Source organism: Streptomyces sp. NPDC043870 (assembly GCF_056435785.1).
In genome coordinates this window covers 99605-115966 of record NZ_JBWKDT010000003.1, presented here as the reverse complement: position 1 = coordinate 115966, position 16362 = coordinate 99605, and the positions used below count along the sequence as shown (strand labels likewise).

Here is a 16362-nt window from a genome sequence, read left to right as displayed (position 1 = left end):
GCTGCGCACGCCCACCGTGTTCCGGATCAGCGCCTTACGATGGCGCGCGTACAAGGGGCACAAAGCCCACTGGGGGGAGGCTCGATGTCCGGCATACCGCGTGACGACATACCGGCAACAGCCCGAACGGGGGGACTCCGGCGGTTGCGACGGCCGTCCGGAAGGCTGCCGCGAGGCGTGGAGCTCTACCGCCTCCTGCCCGAGGGAGGCATCGTCCTCGTCGACGGCGACGGCGCCCGCGAACTCGGCCCCGATCGCGACTTCCTCCGCTTCATCGACGACGGCCAGTTCGCCCACTACCTCGTCGGCGACGCCACCACCTCGCCCGAGCGGCCCTCCAACGCGACCGTCAAGTTCGGTGTCGTCGGCCCGCGCAGCGCCTTCACCCCGCACGCCCACGGCGGCGAGCACTTCGTCCTCAGCCTCGGCCATGCCTCGTGCGGGCTGTACGACGACGCCCGCGGCGAGGTCACCGACATCCCGCTCGTGCCCGGGACGATGATCCGCATCCCGGAGATGATGCCCCACTCCTTCGCCAACCGGGGCACCACGCCGCTGACCATCCTCGCCGCCAACACCGGCTACGGCATCGACCACGAGGACTACGCGATCACCGCCCGGGAGGCGGAGCGCCGTTGGGCTGCCGCCGAGCCCGCGACCGGCGCCGCGCCGCTGGGCACCCTCACACAGCCCGCGACCGACTACCGCGCGCTGGCCGTCGCGCTGCGCGACATCGAGAACGTCCAGCGCCTGCGGGGCACGGGCACCACGACCGTCCGGGAGAGACTGGCCGCCCGGCTGCGTCGCGTCGCGAGTGCACTGGAGGTCCCCCGGTGATCTGCCCGCACTGTGAGAGCTCGCTGCTGCGCAAGGAGCGGACCGGCAACGTCTGCAGCAAGTGCCGGCGCCCCTACGCGCTGGACCCCAAGACCAACTCCCTGAAGCTCAACGACCTGCGAGTGCGCCGGGTCCTGGCCAAACTGACCGACGAGGGGCAGGTGCCCTGCACGCCGGGGCAGTTGTGGTACGCGCTGTCCCGCAAGTCGTTGCGCGAGAGCCGGCCCGAGCTCGGCTGCGCCGGCGCCGCGCTCGTCGTCGGCCTCATGCTCTGCTTCGTCGGGATCATCGGTTCGCCGCCGTTCGCGTTCGTCGGCGGCGCGCTGTTGCTCGTCGCCGTGGCCGTCGTGATCGCGCGTGCGCTGGGCGTCGGCCGGGGACAACCCCGTATGCGCCGGGACGCCTTCCGCGCCGACGTGATGCAGGAATGGATGCGGATCTACGGCGGGCTGCCGCCCGGGGTGGTCGACGACCACACGTACCCGTCGCCCGCGCAGAACACGACCGGCGGCCCCGGCGGCGTGCTGCTGTGCCCGGACCAGTCCGTCGCCGTCTTCCTCGCCGCCGCCGGCGTGCCTCAGCGCTACGGCTTCACGCTCGCCCCGGACCTGCACGGCCCGTACGGCCTGCCCGGCCACGGTCCCGTCATCGTGCTGCACGACGCCGGCGCGCGCGGCCTGCTGTTCGCCCGGCGGGTGCGCCAGGCCGTGCAGGGACGGCCCGTGATCGATGCCGGGCTGCCGCTGCGTGCCGTCCGGGGCCTGCCGAACGCGGTGTCGTACCGGGACCGCAAGCCGGACCAGGACGTCATGGCCGAGCTCACGGCGACGGGAGATTTCACGCCCGAGGAACTGAAGTGGCTGGCCGGGGGCTGGACGTTCCCGCTCGTCGGCGTCCCGCCCGCCCGGCTGCTGGCCGCCGTCACCCGGGTCGCCGAGCGCGTGACCACCGCCGCCGACCCGCAACGGCGGCGCGCCGCGTCCGTCGGCTTCCTCACATGGCCGCCGCCTCCCGGTGCGTCCCCGACGGCAGGCAGGACCACCTGGTGAACGCGCGACACGACCCGGCAGTCCGAACCGGCGCGGGCACCGGCCGACGGGGCGGCGGCCGACGGGGCGGCGGGCCCGCCGCCCGGCTGCTCGACCGGGCGATCACGGCCGCCGCCGCGCGCGCCGCCGAGCCCGGCGGCATCCGCTTCACCGAACGCCAGCTGTACTACGAGACGTGCCGCGTGCTGCGGCCGACGCCGGCAGTGCTGCGCCGTATGCCCCGTACCCCGGCCCCACCGCTGCGGCTGCCCCGGTTCACGGAGGCGCTCGACGCCCGCGGCAGGGACGTACCGGGGCTGCTCCCGGAGTTCCCCGGGCCCATCGCAGCCCCACCCGGACCTGCCGACGGCCCGCGTCGTGCGTCCGAGCCCGACCTGTACGACTACGGGCTGCCCCGGCTGCTGGTCTGCCAGGACCGCTCGATCGCCCGGATGCTCCTGGCCAACCATGTGCACCTGGAGGCGGCCTGCCCCGTGCTGGCCGCCGAGGACGACCTGCCGCCGGACCCCCGCCTCGCGGCCGCCCTGGAACGGGCCGAGGGTTCGGTCGTCCACGTTCTGCACGACGCGAGCCCGGCCGGGATCGCCCTGCCCGCCCGGGTACGGGCCGGGCTCGGGCCGGTCCCCGGGGTACGGGTCGTCTCGCTCGGGCTCGTACCCCGGCACGCCGCGGCGCTGCACCTGGTGTCCGGGCGCAGGTCCGACCCGGTGCCGGCCCTCGGGCCGCTTCCCCGGGGGCTGCGCCCGCAGGAGGTCGAATGGCTGTCCGAGGGCCGGTTCACCCAGGTCGCCGCTGTACCGCCGGCCCAACTGCTGCGCACGGTGCTGCGGCTCACCCGCGGGCTACGGCCGCCCCGGACCTCCGTGTGGAGCGACCTGCGCGATCTGCGCGGCACCGGCTTCATGACCTGGCCCGCCCCATGACCCGGCCCGGCGCACGGCCCTGCCCGGGGCACCCCGGACACGAGGACCGCAGACCCGAGGCCCCCACATGCGAGGACCGCAGACGATGAACCGGCCCCACGAAATCGGCTACACCGACGAACTGCTCGCCGACGGCAGCGTCCACCGCAACTACGAGGACGGCCGTCAGGAATGGCGGCGCCGCGGGACGGGCAACCTCGTGCACTGGCACGACAACCAGGGTTCCTCGGGCACCGACGAGCTGCTCGGGCAGCGGATCGTCAAGCGCGCACTTGCCGACGGATCGGTGATCTACGGCCGGGACATCGGCTACGGCCGCACGCTGTGGGGGCGCGGTGAGACCGTCATGGTCAACCGGACCTCGTTCGGCGGCCGGATGGGCGCGATGCTCGTGGGACTCGGTGTGGCGGGTCTCGCCATCACCGCCGCCCAGCTCCCGCCGCTGCACCTCACGCCGGAGGAGGAAGAGGCGCTGCGCCAGCAGCAGGCCCAGAGCTCGTCGTCCGGCGGCGGGGACGGCGGTGGCGATCCCGGTGGCGATCCGGGCGGCGGCGATCCGGGCGGCGGTGATCCGGGTGGCGGTGATCCGGGTGGCGACCCCGTGAACGACCAGGACGATGCGTGGGAAATGGCCTGGGAGGGTGACGACGGCGGCTGGAGCGACGACGACTTCGGCTGACGGCAACCGCCGGCCGCCCGGCACCGGCTGACCGGCCCGCCGACGCCTGCCGCCGTCCACCGCGGCACACCGCGAGACACCGCGGGACACCGAAACCGACCATGCCACAAGGAAGGAGCCGCCATGGCGCGCTTCTGCGCCTGCCTGGCGCCCGCCCCCGGGCAGGCCCGTGCCCACCTCGCCGCGATGGGCGCCGCGCCGGGCGAAGGGCCCGACGGCGGAGCACCCGCCCTCGGCCTGGTCGAGGACGAACCCGGCCACGCCGACGGCCCGTTCACCGCCCACGGGCTGACGGCCGTCGGCGAGGTCACCCTGCACAACCGGGCCGAACTGATCGCCGCCCTCGCCGCCGACGCCGCCGACGCCGCCGACGAGGCGCCCGTACCGCCCGACTGCCCCGACGGCGAGCTGCTGCTGCGCTGCTGGGCACGGCTCGGTGAGCGCGGAGTGGCCCTGGCCGAGGGGATGTTCGCGCTCGCCGTCCTGGACGGACCCGACCTCGTGCTGATCCGCGACCACGTCGGCGCCCGTACGCTCTTCTACGCCCGCGCCGACGGCTGCTGGGCCGCCTCGACCTCCCTGCGGGCGCTGCGCCGATGGCCCGCCCTCGGCACCGGGCTGAACCTGGCCGCTGTCCGCTCGTTCCTGACCTTCGCCTATCTGCCCGGCGAGGAGACGTTGCTGCGGGGCGTGCGCGAGGTGCTGCCGGGACGGGTGCTGCGGCTCGCGGCGGACGGCACCATGACCGAGCAGGTCCACTGGGAGCCCCAGGAACGTACCGACGCCCCGGTGCCCGACGACCCGTCGGGTCACGTTCTCGCCCTGCGCGCCCTGTTGGAGGAGGCCACTGCGCGACGGCTCCCCGAGGCCGAGGCCGTCGCAGTGCTGCTGTCCGGGGGGATCGACAGCTCGCTGGTGACCGCCCTCGCCGCCAAGCTCCACGCCCACCCCGTGCACACGTACTCCATCAGCTTCGGCGGCGAACTCCCCAACGAACTGGGCTATTCCGGCCTCGTCGCCGCGCACTGCCACACCCGGCACCGTGTGCTGACCGTCTCCGGCAACGCCGTCGCCGCGCGGCTCGCCGAGGCGGCGGCGCTGCTGGACAGCCCCGTCGGCGACCCCCTGACCGTGCCCAACCTGATGCTCGCCGAGGCCGTGGCGGGCGACGGGCTGCGGGTCGCGCTCAACGGGGAGGGCGGCGACCCGGTGTTCGGCGGGCCGAAGAACCTCCCGATGCTGGTGCACGAGATGCCCTACGGCTCACACGGCTCATCCGATGCGGCCGAGGACCGCGCCACCGCGTATCTGCGGTCGTACCGCAAGTGCTGGACCGACCTGCCCCGGCTGCTGACCTCGGACGCGCTGCACGCGCTGGCCGACGCGCCGCGCCCGCAGCGGTTCGTCGAGCCGTACCTGGCCGGGCCGGAGCGGATGACGTACCTGCTCAACCAGTTGTTGCACTGCAATCTGCGGACCAAGGGCGCGCACCACATCCTCACCAAGGTCGAGCGCCTGACCGCCTCCCAGGGCATCCAGGGCCGCGCCCCGCTGTTCGACCGGCAGGTGGTGGACCACGCCTTCGCCACCCCGCCCGCCTTCAAGCTCCGCGGCACGGCCGAGAAATGGGTGCTCAAGGAGGCCGTACGGGACCTGCTGCCCGCCACCGTCGTGGACCGGCCCAAGAGCGGAATGCGAGTTCCGGTGCAACAGTGGCTGAGCGGCCCGCTGCGCGACCTCGGCGGCGACCTGCTGCTCGGGCGGGCCGCGCGGGAGCGAGGGCTGTTCCGCCCCGACACCGTGCGCACCTGGATGCGCGGTGAGGGCACGCTGCTGCCCCGGCAGGGCGGCAAGTTGTGGCTCGTACTCACCCTGGAGCTTTGGCTGCGGTCGTACGGGCTGTAGCGCGATTCGGCACAAGGAGGCCATCACCGCCATGAACACCGTGCTCGTCGACCCTCGGACCGGCCGTGTACGCGGCACTCTCCCCGCGGCACGGGAGGACGAGGTGCGCGCGGCCGTCGCCGCCGCCCGTGCCGCCGGGCCGGGCTGGCGCGGGCTCGTCCCCAAGGACCGGTCCCGGCGGCTGGACCGGCTGGCCGGGCTGGTCGAGGAACACGCCGCCGAGTACGTGGCCCGGGAGCGGGCCGGGACCGGGAAACCCGAGGCCGAGGCCGAGGGCGAGATCGAGCAGGTCGCGGACCTGTTCCGGTTCTACGCATCGGCCGCCCGCGCCCAGTCGGTCCCGGCGGCGGGGCGGCTCGTCGCAGGGCACGAGAGCTGGGTGCGCTGGGAGCCCATCGGGGTCGTCGGAGTCGTCGTCCCCTGGAACTACCCGCTGCTGATGGCCGCGTGGCGCTGCGCGCCCGCACTGGCCGCCGGCAACACGGTGGTGGCCAAGCCCGCCGAGTCCACGCCCGACTCGCTCTGGCTGCTCGCCGAGCACGCCGCGCAAGCACTCGGTCCGGCGGTCCTGCAGACGCTGCCCGGGGACCGGCACACCGGCAGACTGCTGGTCGGGGACGACGTCGACATGGTGGCGTTCACGGGCAGCGGGCACGCCGGGGCCGATGTCGCGGCCCGTGCCGGGGCCCGCCGGGTCAGCCTCGAACTCGGCGGCAACGCCCCCGCGATCGTGCTGCCCGACGCTCCGGCGGACACCTGGACGGAGCTGGCCCGCGCCAGCACCTACAACGCCGGGCAGAGCTGCGCCGCGCCCGCCCGGGTCATCGCGCTGCGCGAGAACTACGAGACGGCCGTCGGCCGGCTGACCGAAGCGATGACCCGGCGTCTGGCGGGCCGGGACTTCGGCCCGCTCAACAACGCCGACCAGGCCGCCCGTTACGACCGGATCGTCGGGGCTTCGCAGGCCAAGCGGAACACCGCCGCGGAGATCGCCCCGGGACCCGGCGAGGAGGACGGGTTCTGGCGCGCCGCGCGGGTCCTGGCCGATCTCCCCGACGACGATCCCGCGGTGGTGGAGGAGGTCTTCGGCCCGCTGCTGACCGTCCAGCGAGCGGACGACCTGGACGCGGCGATCGCTCTGGCCAACGGCGTCCCCCAGGCACTCGCGGCGAGCGTGTGGACGCGGGACCTCGGCGCGGGCCTCGGCCTGGCCGACCGGCTGAACGCGGGGGAGGCGTGGCTGAACTGCCATCTCGTGCAGACCGCGGAACTCCCGCACGGCGGCCGGGGCGCGTCGGGCAGCGGCACGGACCTGAGCGCCCTGGCCCTGCACGAGTACCAGCGACCCAAGACGATCACGGCCCGGCTCGCGGACGGCCCCGGAGCCTGACCGTTCAGCGATACGGCCGGCTCATCGGGGAGTGAGTACGGAGCGGAACTCCTCGGCGGTGGTCATCAGGGCGTCCCCCGTGAAGCGGAGCGCGGCCAGGGAGCGTTCGGCGGCTTCCGTGTCGCCACCCGCGCAGGCGTCCGTGACGACGACGGGGACGTAGCCCAGGTCGGCCGCATGGCGGACCGTGGGCTCGATCCCGATTTCCATGGCGACGCCGATGACGGCGACCGTGGTGATTCCGCAGTCGCGCAGCACGATGTCGAGCCAGGTGCCCTCGAACGCCGACATGGTGATCTTGTCGACCACGGTCTCTCGGCCGGTGGGCCGCAACTCGGGGATGATCTGCGTCTGCGCGGCGCCCGGCGGGAAGGGGGAGACCACGTCGGCTGCTCGCTCGGCCCGCTGCCAGGCGCGCCACATGCGCAATTGGGAGGCGCCCATCAGCTCAGGGGGAAGCGTCACGTGGCGCAGGAAGAAGGTGCGGACTCCGGCGGCCCGGGCGGCACCGACCACCTCGACCGCCCGGCGGACGACACGGTCACGCTCGCCGATCTGCTCCAGGATGCCGGTCTGCATGTCGTAGACCAGCAGCGCCGTGCGTCGCGGGTCGCACGCCTCCTCCAGCGAACGCGGAACGGCAAGCCCAAATCGTTCATCCATGGGCGCGACGCTACCCCCGCGCACTGCGCCGCGAATCCATAACGCGCGCAGCGACGCGGGGGCGCGTCGGCCGACGGCGGGCCACCCGGGGGAGCCCACGCGGCCGCCACCACCCCCAGCACCAGGACCGGATGTCCGGGCCGGGACTGCGCGCTCAGCGGACGGCGGCGCCGAACCACGTGGGCAGCCGGCTGAGCAGATCCTGCTGATCCTCACCGACCCACGCCACGTGGCCGTCCGGCCGCAGCAGCACCGCGGGCACGTCCAGTTCCTCGCTGACGTCGACGACGTGGTCGACCCGATCCGCCCAGCCCGCCACCGACAGCCGGCCGGTCTGGTCGAGCAGCAGTCCGCGGCCGCCGTGCATCAGCTCGTAGAGGCGACCCCGCTTCAGCTTCACGTCCCGCAGCCGCCGGCCGAGCAGTTCGTGGCCCTCGCCGAAGTCGTAGCGGACCCCGACCGCGGTGATCATCTCGGTCACGTACCGGTTCACCTCCTCGAAGTCCATCAGCTTCGAGAACAGCTCCCGCAGCGCGGTCGCACCCGGATCGGTCCCCAGCAGCGTGATCTGCGCGCGGGTGTTGTCCAGTACGCGGGCGCCCACCGGGTGCCGTTCGGCGTGGTAGCTGTCCAGCAGCCCCTCCGGCGCCCAGCCGTTGACCGCGGCGGCCAGCTTCCAGCCGAGGTTGAACGCGTCCTGCACGCCGAGGTTGAGCCCCTGCCCGCCGGTCGGCGGGTGGACGTGCGCCGCGTCGCCCGCCAGCAGCACCCGGCCGACCCGGTAGCGCTCGGCCTGCCGGGTGGCGTCGCCGAACCGGGAGAGCCAGCGCGGCGAATGCGCGCCGAAGTCGGTGCCCGCGAAGGCCCGCAGCTGCTGCTTGAACTCCTCGAAAGTCGGCGCGGTCGTACGGTCCTCGGCCACCCCGTCGGCGGGCACGACAACGCGGCACACCCCGTCCTCGTCGGGGGTGACACCGAACCGCAGTTGGGTCTTGCGGACTTGCTCGACGACAGCGGCAATCGTCGCAGGATCCTCGGTCACCTCCATTTCACCCAGCAGCGTCTCGACCTTGGCGGGCTCACCGGGGAAACCGACGCCGAGCAGCTTGCGCACCGCACTGCGGCCGCCGTCGCACCCGACGAGGTAGCGCGAGCGCAGGCGCGTGACTCCCGTTCCCCCGGCGGCTACGCCCCCATTGCCGGGGGGACCCGCACTGGCTACGCCCTCATTGGCGGGGGTGCCCCCACTCGCCAGCTCGACGGTCACCCCGTCCTCGTCCTGGCTCAGCCCGACCACTTCGCAGCCGCGCCTGATCTCGGTACCGAGTTCGACGGCACGCTCGTTGAGCAGCCGCTCGGTGACCGGCTGCGGAGTGGCGAGGCCGAACGGGTGCGCCGTGTCCAGCCGGTCCGGCCACGGTTTGGCGATGCCACCGAAGAGTCCGCCGACCTGGAACTTCTCACTGACCGCGAGGAACCGGTCCAGCAGGCCGCGCTGGTCCATCATCTCGACGCTGCGCGCGTGCAGGCCCTGCCCGCGGGACTGCTCGGTCGGCTGGGTCAACTTCTCCAGCACGACCACGTGTATTCCGGCCAGCCGCAACTCGCCGGCCAGCATCAAGCCGGTCGGTCCGCCGCCGACCACGATCACGTCAATCATCAGAACGCCCATTCAACGAGACTGGATTTCGGCCAGCTGCTCCGCGCAGTCCGGCGGCGCGCACATCCGCGAGACCCGTACTTCGGCAAAAACACGGGTACTTCGCGAATCCTTGATCTCCGCAGGTTCTGGCTCCGGGCGGAGATTCTGCGGCATGAACCGGGTCTTGCCGCAAGCCCCCCGGTGCGCTATACGTTGAGAGTGGCAAGGAGTGGGCAACCTCCTTGCCTTTGTGTTTTGTCGGGCACCTGGATGCTCGGCGACCTGACGGTCAACAGGATGGGCTTCGGCGCGATGCGCCTCACTCATCACGCCGACGGAACCCCGAGCGATCGCGACCGGGTGATCGCGACCGGGCGATCGCGGTGCTGCGCCGGGCGCGCGAGCTCGGCGTGAACCAAACCCAAGGCCCGTCTCCCGGATCTTGCCGGGATGTCCAGAAGACCGGGCCGTGGGCGGCTCGAAGTTTCCCGTGGGTTGGCCGGACGTGCATTGATCGCACGGGATGCACCTGCGAGCGTGGAGCGAAACGTGTCGAGCGGACGTCGAGCGGACGGCCGGCGGACATGGTCCGACTCCGAGGGGGCTGGTCGAGGGTGCAAGGCGAGCACTGGATCTACGCACTGCTCGTGCTGGTCACCGTGGTACCGATGGTGCCGAACTCGGCTCTGGTGGCGGGCGCGGGCGCGCTGGCCGCCGTGGGGACCCTCAGCCTCCCGCTCCTGCTGGTGATCCTGCTGGCCAGCACGGTCCTCGGCGATCTCTGCGTCTTCTGGGCGGCGTGCCGCTCACGCCCACGGGCGCTGCGCTGTCTCACGCGGACCACGGGCCGGCGGGCGATGCTGGAGACGGTCTCCGGGCAATTCCGGCAGTACGGCGTGCCGGCGGTGATCGCGGTGCGGTTCCTGCCCGGAGGACGGGCGCTGGGCGGGCTGACCGCGGGCATCATCGGATTCCCGTTCCGGCGGTTCCTGCTGGGCGCGACCGTCGCCGAGGCGGTGTTCGTCCTTTCCACGGTCGGACTCGGATATCTCGGCGGCCGAATCACCACGCACCCGCTGGCCCCCCTGCTCATCGGTCCCTGTGTGTCCCTTCTGGTCGCCGGCATGGCGCTGGTGGCCCAGCAGGCCGGCCGAAGCAGGCGCGGCGCCTGGTCATGAGTCGTGCCATCGGTGCCTCCGGCGCCGTCCGGATCCGGCCCCGGATCGCGTCTTCCGTGTGATCCCACGCATAGGAGCCACGTCACGTCCTAAGGACGGTAGTGGTCCTCCGGCACAGGCAAAGTGCAGAAATGTCCCTTTTTAAGATCATTCCCGGCGTTTCTATGTAGCTGGTTAGTACGTCACATCTTTGCGCCCACCGTCAGGCGCCGCTAACCATGGCTGTCGTCCGGGGAGCACGAGCCGGCCCGGCGGGTCCCACTCGCATCGGCCGTGCTGCTCACGCCGAACCGAACCTCGGTCGGCCTCCCCATGTAGTCCACCATTGGAGAACGCATGACCGCCTACGCCCAGACCAGCACCAGCCGCATCGCCCGATTCCGCAAGCTCTCCGTCGCAGGCATCGCCACCGCGGGTGCCGCGGCAGCGGCTCTCACGCTGGCCCCCTCGCCCGCCCACGCCGCCGAGCCGGCTTCGGTGAGCGTCGCGGCGGCGAAGGCGGAGACGGCCAAGCAGACCAAGAAGACGTACTCCGACAACCTCGACGGCTGGATCAAGGAGTCTCTGGACATCATGAAGTCCGAGGGCATCCCCGGCACCTACGAGGGCCTCCACCGCAACATCATGCGCGAGTCCAGCGGTAACCCGAACGCTCAGAACAACTGGGACGTCAACGCGCAGAACGGCACGCCCTCCAAGGGCCTGCTCCAGGTCATCCAGCCGACCTTCGACGCCTACCACGTCAAGGGCACCAAGCACGACCTGACCGACCCGGTCGCCAACATCACCGCAGCCGCCAACTACGCCGCCGACCGGTACGGCTCCATCGACAACGTCGACTCGGCCTACTGATCCGCGGGCGGACGACGGCCGCGGCCACGGGGCTACGGGTGCAGCACGACCTTCGTGTAGCCCTCGATCCTCTTGTCGAACTTGTCGTATGCCGACGGTGCCTGGGCCAGCGGGAGTTCGTGCGAGACGACGAAACTCGGCTTGGCCCGACCCTCGATGATCATGTCGCGCAGGTACCGGTTGTAGCGCTTCACGTTGCACTGACCGGTACCCATCTTCAGGCCCTTCTCGAAGAGCTTTCCGATCGAGACGAGCAGCATGCCGTGCTTGGCCTGCTCGTCAGGGCCTCCCGGGTCGGCCGGTACGTAGAGGCCGGGCACGCCGAGCATTCCGGTGGCCCGGACCGTGCCGACGAGCGAGTTCAGGACGGTGGCCGGTTCCTCCCGGTCCGTTCCGTGCGCCATCGCCTGGTAGCCGACGGCGTCCACGCCCTTGTCCGTGCCGACGCCCTTGGTCTGTTCCTTGATCTGCTCCACGGGGTCGCCCTCGGCGAAGTTGACCGGCACCGCGCCGATCTCCCGGGCCTTCTCCAGCCGCTCGGGGACCCGGTCCACGACGAACACCTTGCTCGCGCCGCGTAGCAGGGCCGAGTAGGCGGCCATGAGCCCGACCGGCCCGCCGCCGTACACCGCGACACTCTCGCCCGGGCGGACCTGGGCGAGTTCACAGCCGTGGTATCCGGTGGGGAAGATGTCGGCGAGCAGCATGAAGTCGCTCTCGTGCTCGTTTCCCGGCGGCAGCTTCAGGCAGTTGAAGTCGGCGTAGGGAACGCGAAGGTACTCCGCCTGGCCGCCCGTCCACGGGCCCATGGCGACATAGCCGTAAGCGCCGCCCGCAAATCCCGGATTGACGGTCTGACAGAATCCGGTGAATCCCTCGACGCAGTTGGTGCAGAATCCGCAGGCGACATTGAAGGGCATGACCACGCGGTCGCCCTCCTTGAGTGCTGTGACGCCCTGGCCCAGTTCCTCGATGACTCCCATGTTCTCGTGGCCGAAGACTATGCCGGGCTCCGCCGCCGTACGGCCTTCGTACATGTGCAGATCGGAGCCGCAGATCGCCGTCGAGGTGATCCGTACGATCACGTCGTTCGGGTGCTGGATCGTGGGCTTGTCGACGTCTTCGACTGCGACGGTGAACGGTCCCTTGTACATGACGGCCTTCATTGCTTCCTCCTCCGCTCGGTAATGCACCGGCGATTTGCCTGGCCGTTCTTGTTCGTGACCCATCTCTCATGATTCTCCGCCCTGAAAGATGGGACAAGCCGGTAATCTCAGGAGGAATAAGAACCCTGGTGAGGTATATCCCGCCCCGGTATCGCACCGAGAAATCGAAGGGAGGGCGGCACGTGGCAGCACATCGGCTCGGGACCCTGCTCGTCCCGGTGCTCGGCCTGTCCGGCACCACGTACCACCCCGGAACCACGGTGACTGTCCGTGGTCGCGGCGCGACCGTCGATGCCTTTGTCGACGGCGACTGGCTCCCCCTGTCGTGGTGGGAATTCTCCGACGGCCTCCGCGAGGACATCGCCGACCGCTGACCGCGCGGCACGCCGACCGCCGACCCCGCGGCCCATCGCCCTCGCGGCGGCAGCGCCCCGATGCGACGGTGAAGGAGTAATCACTCCCAGCGGTCGGAGAAGGCGGTGGGGTCGATGCAAGCGCCACTGGTCGTAGGAATCGACGGTTCTGAATCCAGCCTCGAAGCGGTGGACTGGGCCGTGGACGAGGCGGCGCTCCACGGGCTTCCGCTGCGTCTTGTGTACGCGTCCAGGTGGGAGCGGTACGAGGGCGCCACCGTGGCAGACAGTTCCGACCGTCCGTCGGAGCAGGTCCTCATCGACACGCTCGTCGCCGACGCCGTCGAACGCGCCCACCGCCGCAACCCCGATGTCGAGACCGGCACAGATGTTCTCGCCGAGGACACCGTGACCGGTCTGGTGAACGAGAGCCACCACGCCGCGATGCTGGTCACCGGATCGCGTGGCCGCGGCGCACTCGCAGGCCTGCTCCTGGGATCGGTGTCACTGGGTGTGGCGTCGCGCGCACACTGCCCGGTGGTAGTGGTGCGCGGGGACAAGGCAGGACGCGAAGGCACTCACCGGCGCATCCTGCTCGGAGTGGGCGACGAGAGTGAAGGAACGGGCGCCGCCCCGTTCGCCTGCCGCGAGGCCGCAGCGCGCGGATGTGAACTCGACGCGGTCCGGGCCTGGCACCGTCCGGTGCACGACACCGTCGACCACGCGGAGCCGGTCGACGAACCCGGCATGTACTACAGGGAAAGAGCGGCCACCCTGATCGACGCCGCGGTCGCCGAAGGCCTGAAGGAACACCCCGAACTCACCCTGATCCGTTCCACCGTCGAAGGACCGGCTCACAAGGCACTGGTGCAGCGCAGTGCCGCGGCGGACCTGATCGTCGTCGGTGCGCGGCAAAGACACGGCCACTTCGGACTCCAGCTCGGCAGAGTGGTGCACGCGGTGCTCCACCACAGTGAGTGCCCCGTCGCTGTGGTGCCGGAGAGGCCATCCGACTCCGGACGGAACGGGACCGCTGCCGCGACGGAGACACCTCCGGAACCGGGACCGCCGCCATCCATCGGGTGACCCGGCAGTTCATTCGGGGCACACGCAGGAGATCAGGCCCCCGCGGTGGTAGGGCATCCGTGGAGCGAGTCCCGCGACGGAGCGCGGCTCGCTCCTTACGGAGGAATTCATGATCCAGTTCAAGCGCCGCACCCGGCCGGCGCCGAGCCGTGAGGAGCTCCAGGAGCTGGACGCCCACTGGCGCGCGGCGAACTACCTCTCCGCGGGCCAGATCTATCTGATGAGCAACGGACTCCTGAAGGAGCCGCTGCGGCCGGAGCACGTCAAACCGCGGCTGCTCGGTCACTGGGGTACCTCGCCCGGACTCAATCTGGTCCACACGCATCTCAACCGTGTCATCAAGGCGCGCGAACTGTCGGCCCTGTGCATCTGGGGTCCCGGCCACGGCGGTCCCGCCGTGCTGGCCAACTCCTGGCTGGAGGGCAGTTACAGCGAGATCTACCCGGACGTCAGCCGGGACGAGGCCGGCCTGGACCGGCTCTTCCGGCAGTTCTCGTTCCCCGGCGGGGTGCCGAGCCACGTCGCACCGGAGACCCCCGGCTCCATCCACGAGGGCGGTGAACTGGGCTATGCGCTGGCCCATGCCTACGGAGCCGCCCTGGACAACCCCGAGCTGCTGGTCGCCTGCGTCATCGGCGACGGCGAGGCGGAGACAGGCCCGCTGGCGGCCTCCTGGCACTCGAACAAGTTCCTCGACCCCGTCCACGACGGCGCGGTGCTCCCGGTCCTCCACCTGAACGGATACAAGATCGCCAACCCGGCGGTGCTGGCCCGGCTCCCGCAGGCAGAACTCGACGATCTGCTGCGCGGCTACGGTCATGAGCCCCTGCACGTCGTCGGCGACAAGCCGATGGAGGTGCACGTGGCCATGGCCGCGGCCATGGACGAGGCGCTGGACCGCATCGCCGGCATCCAGGAGTCCGCCCGTTCCGGCAGGGCGGGCGAGCGGCCCCGCTGGCCGGTGATCGTCCTGCGCACCCCGAAGGGCTGGACCGGCCCGGCCGAGGTCGACGGCGAACCGGTCGAGGGCACATGGCGCGCTCATCAGGTGCCGCTGGCCGCGGTCCGCGACAACCCCGGGCATCTGGCCCAGCTGGAGCGGTGGCTGCGGTCGTACCGTCCGGAAGAGCTGTTCGACGAGGCGGGCCGGCCGCGGCCGCAGGTGCTCGCCTGCGTCCCGGACGGAGATCGCAGGCTCGGCGCCACCCCGCACGCCAACGGCGGCCTGCTCGTGCGCGACCTGCCCGTCGCGCCGCTGGAGCGCTTCGCCGTGCCGGTCACCAAGCCCGGCGCGGACCTGCACGAACCCACCCGGGTACTGGGCGACCTCATTGCGCAGCTGATGCGGGACTCCGCAGACCGCCGGGACTTCCGGCTGGTCGGACCGGACGAGACCGCGTCCAACCGCCTGGAGGCGGTCTTCGACGTCACCGGAAAGGCCTGGCAGGCCGAGATCGCCCCCACCGACGAGAACCTGACGCACGACGGCCGCGTCATGGAGATCCTCTCCGAGCACTGCTGCCAGGGCTGGCTCGAGGGCTATCTCCTCACCGGACGGCACGGACTGTTCTCGTGCTACGAGGCCTTCGCCCACATCGTCGACTCCATGGTCAACCAGCACATCAAATGGCTCAGGACCGCACGGCAACTGCCCTGGCGCGCCCCCGTCGCCTCCCTCAACTACCTGCTGACCTCGCACGTCTGGCGCCAGGACCACAACGGCTTCTCCCACCAGGACCCCGGCTTCGTCGACCACGTCCTCAACAAGAGCCCCGAAGTGGTCCGGGTCTATATGCCCCCGGACGCCAACACCCTGCTGTCCGTCGCCGACCATGCGCTGCGCAGCCGCGACTACGTGAACGTGATCGTCGCCGGGAAACAGCCCTGCTTCGACTGGCTCGCCCTGGACGAGGCACGCGTCCACTGCGCCCGCGGCGCCGGAGCCTGGGACTGGGCCGGCACCGAAACGGGGGAGCGGGCGCCCGACGTAGTGCTGGCGTGCGCGGGGGACGTACCGACGCAGGAGGTCATCGCCGCTGCCGGCCTGTTGCGTCAGCACATCCCGGATCTCGCGGTCCGGGTCGTCAACGTCGTCGACATGACCCGGCTGATGCCGCAGGAGGAGCATCCGCACGGGATGGCGGACTTCGAGTACGACTCCCTCTTCACCCGCGACAAGCCCGTGATCTTCGCCTACCACGGCTACCCCTGGCTGGTGCACCGCCTCACCTACCGCCGCGCGGGGCACCCGAATCTGCACGTCCGCGGCTACAAGGAGCGGGGGACGACCACGACACCGTTCGACATGGTCGTCCGCAACGACCTGGACCGCTATCGCCTGGTCATGGACGTCATCGACCGCGTTCCCGGACTGGGGGTCCGGACGGTCGCCGTGCGCCAGGCGATGGCCGACGCCCGTACCCGGCACCATGCGTGGATCCGTGAGCACGGTGTCGACCTGCCGGAGGTCACCGACTGGACCTGGAACGGCTGAGACCGCCGGCAGGTCGACACCGGCTCACGGATCGCCGAGACGAGTGAACAGCACGGCGCGACGGCGCGTATTGACGGTGGGGTCCTGACTTCCGGGGCCCCGTACAGCTGGTGACACAGTGTCAGTAGTCAGTACGACCTTGGGG

Annotated in this window: 14 protein-coding genes; 11 read left to right on the top strand and 3 right to left on the bottom strand. The window is 71.4% G+C overall.

The features are described 5' to 3' along the window. The first annotated feature begins 177 nt into the window (after positions 1-177). From AC0699_RS05060 to AC0699_RS05035, 6 genes are all read left to right on the top strand, one after another. Positions 178-837 (top strand): cupin domain-containing protein, encoded by a 660-nt coding sequence (locus AC0699_RS05060; protein WP_478655762.1) that lies wholly within the window; start codon positions 178-180, stop codon positions 835-837. Next, a complete protein-coding gene (locus AC0699_RS05055; protein ID WP_478655760.1) occupies positions 834-1886 on the top strand; it encodes a hypothetical protein in 1053 nt (350 codons plus the stop codon). The genes AC0699_RS05060 and AC0699_RS05055 overlap by 4 nt, the downstream gene beginning before the upstream one ends. Beyond that, positions 1883-2809, top strand: a complete 927-nt coding sequence (locus AC0699_RS05050) for a hypothetical protein (RefSeq protein ID WP_478655757.1) — start codon at positions 1883-1885, stop codon at positions 2807-2809. The genes AC0699_RS05055 and AC0699_RS05050 overlap by 4 nt, the downstream gene beginning before the upstream one ends. Positions 2810-2894: 85 nt before the next feature. Further along, complete coding sequence (locus tag AC0699_RS05045; RefSeq protein ID WP_478655755.1) at positions 2895-3488, top strand: hypothetical protein; 594 nt, start codon at positions 2895-2897, stop codon at positions 3486-3488. Positions 3489-3611: 123 nt separating this feature from the next. Continuing rightward, positions 3612-5393, top strand: a complete 1782-nt coding sequence (locus AC0699_RS05040) for an asparagine synthetase B family protein (RefSeq protein WP_478655752.1) — start codon at positions 3612-3614, stop codon at positions 5391-5393. 31 nt (positions 5394-5424) lie between these two features. Further along, positions 5425-6783 (top strand): aldehyde dehydrogenase family protein, encoded by a 1359-nt coding sequence (locus AC0699_RS05035; protein WP_478655750.1) that lies wholly within the window; start codon positions 5425-5427, stop codon positions 6781-6783. Between the two features lie 21 nt (positions 6784-6804). Here the strand turns inward: AC0699_RS05035 and AC0699_RS05030 are convergent, their stop codons facing one another. Beyond that, positions 6805-7446, bottom strand: coding sequence for a cysteine hydrolase family protein (locus tag AC0699_RS05030; RefSeq protein ID WP_478655747.1), 642 nt, complete (start codon positions 7444-7446; stop codon positions 6805-6807). Positions 7447-7600: 154 nt separating this feature from the next. Continuing rightward, on the bottom strand, positions 7601-9106 hold the full coding sequence (locus tag AC0699_RS05025) for an FAD-dependent monooxygenase (RefSeq protein ID WP_478656372.1): 1506 nt from the start codon (positions 9104-9106) through the stop codon (positions 7601-7603). Positions 9107-9702: 596 nt separating this feature from the next. On the opposite strand from AC0699_RS05025, the gene AC0699_RS05020 reads away from it, so the two are divergent. Next, positions 9703-10266, top strand: coding sequence for a DedA family protein (locus tag AC0699_RS05020; RefSeq protein WP_478655744.1), 564 nt, complete (start codon positions 9703-9705; stop codon positions 10264-10266). A gap of 336 nt (positions 10267-10602) precedes the next feature. Beyond that, a complete protein-coding gene (locus AC0699_RS05015; protein WP_478655742.1) occupies positions 10603-11118 on the top strand; it encodes a transglycosylase SLT domain-containing protein in 516 nt (171 codons plus the stop codon). 32 nt (positions 11119-11150) lie between these two features. Here the strand turns inward: AC0699_RS05015 and AC0699_RS05010 are convergent, their stop codons facing one another. Beyond that, positions 11151-12284, bottom strand: coding sequence for a glutathione-independent formaldehyde dehydrogenase (locus AC0699_RS05010; RefSeq protein ID WP_478655739.1), 1134 nt, complete (start codon positions 12282-12284; stop codon positions 11151-11153). A gap of 182 nt (positions 12285-12466) precedes the next feature. Between AC0699_RS05010 and AC0699_RS05005 the strand changes: the two genes are divergently transcribed. From AC0699_RS05005 to AC0699_RS04995, 3 genes are all read left to right on the top strand, one after another. Continuing rightward, positions 12467-12658, top strand: coding sequence for a hypothetical protein (locus AC0699_RS05005; protein ID WP_453658348.1), 192 nt, complete (start codon positions 12467-12469; stop codon positions 12656-12658). Positions 12659-12772: 114 nt separating this feature from the next. Then, entirely contained in the window at positions 12773-13723 is a 951-nt protein-coding gene (locus AC0699_RS05000) for a universal stress protein (protein ID WP_478655737.1), read from the top strand. 109 nt (positions 13724-13832) lie between these two features. After that, entirely contained in the window at positions 13833-16217 is a 2385-nt protein-coding gene (locus AC0699_RS04995; protein WP_478655735.1) for a phosphoketolase family protein, read from the top strand. Positions 16218-16362 lie beyond the last annotated feature (145 nt).

Bases quoted from the DNA above. Each gene is read 5' to 3' on its own strand.
- AC0699_RS05045 (WP_478655755.1), top strand. From the start codon at position 2,895: ATGAACCGGCCCCACGAAATCGGCTACACCGACGAACTGCTCGCCGAC.
- AC0699_RS05040 (WP_478655752.1), top strand. From the start codon at position 3,612: ATGGCGCGCTTCTGCGCCTGCCTGGCGCCCGCCCCCGGGCAGGCCCGT.
- AC0699_RS05035 (WP_478655750.1), top strand. From the start codon at position 5,425: ATGAACACCGTGCTCGTCGACCCTCGGACCGGCCGTGTACGCGGCACT.
- AC0699_RS05030 (WP_478655747.1), bottom strand. From the start codon at position 7,446: ATGGATGAACGATTTGGGCTTGCCGTTCCGCGTTCGCTGGAGGAGGCG.
- AC0699_RS05025 (WP_478656372.1), bottom strand. From the start codon at position 9,106: ATGATTGACGTGATCGTGGTCGGCGGCGGACCGACCGGCTTGATGCTG.
- AC0699_RS05015 (WP_478655742.1), top strand. From the start codon at position 10,603: ATGACCGCCTACGCCCAGACCAGCACCAGCCGCATCGCCCGATTCCGC.
- AC0699_RS05010 (WP_478655739.1), bottom strand. From the start codon at position 12,284: ATGAAGGCCGTCATGTACAAGGGACCGTTCACCGTCGCAGTCGAAGAC.
- AC0699_RS05000 (WP_478655737.1), top strand. From the start codon at position 12,773: ATGCAAGCGCCACTGGTCGTAGGAATCGACGGTTCTGAATCCAGCCTC.
- AC0699_RS04995 (WP_478655735.1), top strand. From the start codon at position 13,833: ATGATCCAGTTCAAGCGCCGCACCCGGCCGGCGCCGAGCCGTGAGGAG.